At 63.9% G+C, this 2,527-nt stretch carries 3 protein-coding genes; all 3 read left to right on the plus strand.

The features are described from left to right. Positions 1-81 precede the first annotated feature (81 nt). Genes JYJ84_RS33945 through JYJ84_RS33955 form a run of 3 tightly spaced genes read left to right on the plus strand, consistent with a single transcriptional unit; the run spans position 82 to position 2,502 of the window. Positions 82-606 carry a transposase gene (locus tag JYJ84_RS33945; RefSeq protein WP_205190082.1) on the plus strand — a complete coding sequence of 175 codons (525 nt, stop codon included), beginning with the start codon at positions 82-84 and terminating at the stop codon, positions 604-606. Next, entirely contained in the window at positions 582-932 is a 351-nt protein-coding gene (gene tnpB / locus JYJ84_RS33950; RefSeq protein ID WP_205190083.1) for an IS66 family insertion sequence element accessory protein TnpB, read from the plus strand. Before JYJ84_RS33945 ends, tnpB begins: the two co-directional genes overlap by 25 nt. Before the next feature lie 13 nt (positions 933-945). Beyond that, complete coding sequence (locus JYJ84_RS33955; protein WP_374102155.1) at positions 946-2,502, plus strand: IS66 family transposase; 1,557 nt, start codon at positions 946-948, stop codon at positions 2,500-2,502. Positions 2,503-2,527: the final 25 nt, after the last annotated feature.

Consider the following 2,527-nt stretch of genomic DNA (forward strand, 5'->3'; position numbering starts at 1 on the left):
GTAAGCCGTCCTTCAAACACGCCCTACCGAGGTAGTCGATGAGTAGGGATGATGGTGTCCACCTACACAAGGTGGACACCTATGGAACAGACGATCCCTGAGTTGAGAGTGCTTGAATCGCGCAAGGACGGCCGTCGCAAGTTCGACGAGCAAAGCAAACGCGCGTTGGTTGAGGCCTGCCTGAAGCCGGGCACATCGGTCGCCCGCATGGCGCAGACCTGCGGCGTCAACGCCAATCTGCTGCGCAAGTGGATCACGCGGTATCTGATGGAGCGGGAGCAAGCGTGGCAGGAGGCAACGCAGCCGCCCCAAGCGGTCATACCCGAAGCACCGGACGCGGGCCACCTCGATGGTGTGTGTATCGACATCCCGGCTCAGCCGGCAAGTGAAGCCACGGCAAGCCAGGCCGCGACTGCGTTTGTACCGGTCGTGACAGCGTCTGCGCCAAGGGCGACAGCGCCGCAACCACAGGCCCTGACCGTTGCTCTGCACGTGCGGCTTCCCAATGGAGTCGAGTTCGATCTGAACGAGGCGAACATCGAGGCCATGGCGGCGATCATCCAGATGCTGGGGAGGCAGCCATGTTTCGGTTCGACGACGGCCTGAAGGTCTTTCTGCATCGCGAGGCCGTGGACTTCCGTCTGGGCATCAACGGCCTGTCGATCCTGGTCGAGCAGGCGATGTCGCTCAATCCGATGGCACAGGCACTGTACGTGTTCGGCAATCGCCGGCGCGACCGCATCAAGATCCTCGGCTGGGACGGCAACGGCTTCTGGATGTTGCTCAAACGCCTGGAAGCCGACCGCTTCATCTGGCCCGACACGGTCGACGTCGTCAAGCTGAGCGTCGAGCAGTTGCACTGGTTGCTGGACGGCATCGACATTGCCGTCGTCAAGAAGCATCCGCAGCGTTTCTACGCACGCGCGAGCTGAACTGCACATGGGCATGTCGGTCCAAGCCGACATGCCCATCACAATCAGCGCCGAAGAACTCCAGGAACTGCTCGCAGAGCGCGATGCTCTGCGCAGCGAGTTGCGGCTGGTTAAGGCCGAACGTGATCTCGCCGAGGAGCGGCTGCGGGCCTACCGCCGCGAACTGTTCGGCGCGACCAGCGAGGCTCGCGATGCAGGCCAGCTCGGTCTGTTCAACGAAGCCGAAGCCCTGACGGCCGGCGCGCAACCGGCACTGGAAGATGTGCCCGGCACAAAGGTCGCCGCACACACGCGCAAGAAGCGCGGCCGCAAGCCCCTGGACCCCAATCTGCCGCGCGAGGTGGTGCGCCACGACCTGCCCGAGTCCGAGCGCTTCTGCGCGAACGATGGTCATGCTCTGGTCGAGATCGGTGTCGAGACCAGCGAGCAGCTCGACGTGATTCCCGAACAGGTCCGCGTCATCCAGCACCAGCGCGTCAAGTACGCCTGCCCGTGCTGCGATCTGGGCATCAAGGTCACGCCGGCACCGGCACGCATCATCCCCCGTGGCCTGTTCACCGAATCGGCGCTGGCGTGGATTGCCACCGGCAAGTACCAGTTTGGTATGCCGCTGTACCGCCAAGCCGGCTTGCTGCGCCGCTTCGGCGGCGACATCTCGGCCAACACGATTGCCGCCAGCATGGTACGCGTTGGCTTGGCCGTGCAGCCCGTGATCAACCTGATGCGCGACACGCTGTTCGAGTCGGATCTGATCCATGGCGACGAGACGACCTTCCAGGTTCTGAAGGAGCCAGGACGGCGAGCGCAGGCCAAGAGCTATGTCTGGGTGCAAATGAACGGCTCGGGGCCGCCCGTGCGGCTGTTCAGCTACGCCCCTGGGCGTGGTGCGGCGCATGCCAAGGCGATCTATGCTGGCATCCGTCCCGGCACGGCATTGATCACCGACGGCTATGAACTCTACAACGGCCTGGCGCTGGACAACCAGCTCGTCCACTTGGGCTGCTGGGCCCACGCGCGCCGCGGCTTCATCAAGGCCGAGGAGGCGGTGCCGAAGGCGGCACGCACCCCGCAGTTGACGGCCACGCGCTTCGTCAAGCTCGTCGGCAGGCTGTTCGCGGCAGAAGCACGTTCGGCAGACTGGTCACCGGCGCGCAGACAACGGCTGCGCCAGCGCTACAGCACGCACGTCCTGTGGGCGATCGAGGCGCTGCTGCGCGAGCAGTTGCCAATCGTGGTGCCGGGCAGCCTCTTGGGCCGCGCAATGCAGTATCTCCACGGCCAGTGGCCCAAGCTCGTGCGCTACGTGGAGGATGGCACATGGCCGATCTCCAACAATCCCTGCGAGAACGCGATCCGCCCGTTTGTTCTCGGAAGAAAGGGATGGCTGTTCGCGACGACCGTGGCTGGCGCCAACGCCAGTGCCAATCTCTACTCGCTGGTCGAAACCTGCAAGGCCAACGGTATCGACTCGTACCAGTATCTCGTCTGGCTGTTCAGGAAACTCCCGTTGGCGACGACTGCCGATGACTACGCTGCTCTCTTGCCTTGGGCTATGCCTGCAACGTGCTGAGAGGCGTTGCTGAAGGACTGCTTAC

The organism is Burkholderia sp. LMG 13014, assembly GCF_905232215.1.
Classification (GTDB): Bacteria; Pseudomonadota; Gammaproteobacteria; order Burkholderiales; family Burkholderiaceae; genus Burkholderia.

What these genes read in the sequence shown, in the direction of transcription:
- JYJ84_RS33945 (WP_205190082.1), top strand. Translation starts at nt 82, where the DNA reads ATGGAACAGACGATCCCTGAGTTGAGAGTGCTTGAATCGCGCAAGGAC.
- tnpB (WP_205190083.1), top strand. Translation starts at nt 582, where the DNA reads ATGTTTCGGTTCGACGACGGCCTGAAGGTCTTTCTGCATCGCGAGGCC.
- JYJ84_RS33955 (WP_374102155.1), top strand. Translation starts at nt 946, where the DNA reads ATGTCGGTCCAAGCCGACATGCCCATCACAATCAGCGCCGAAGAACTC.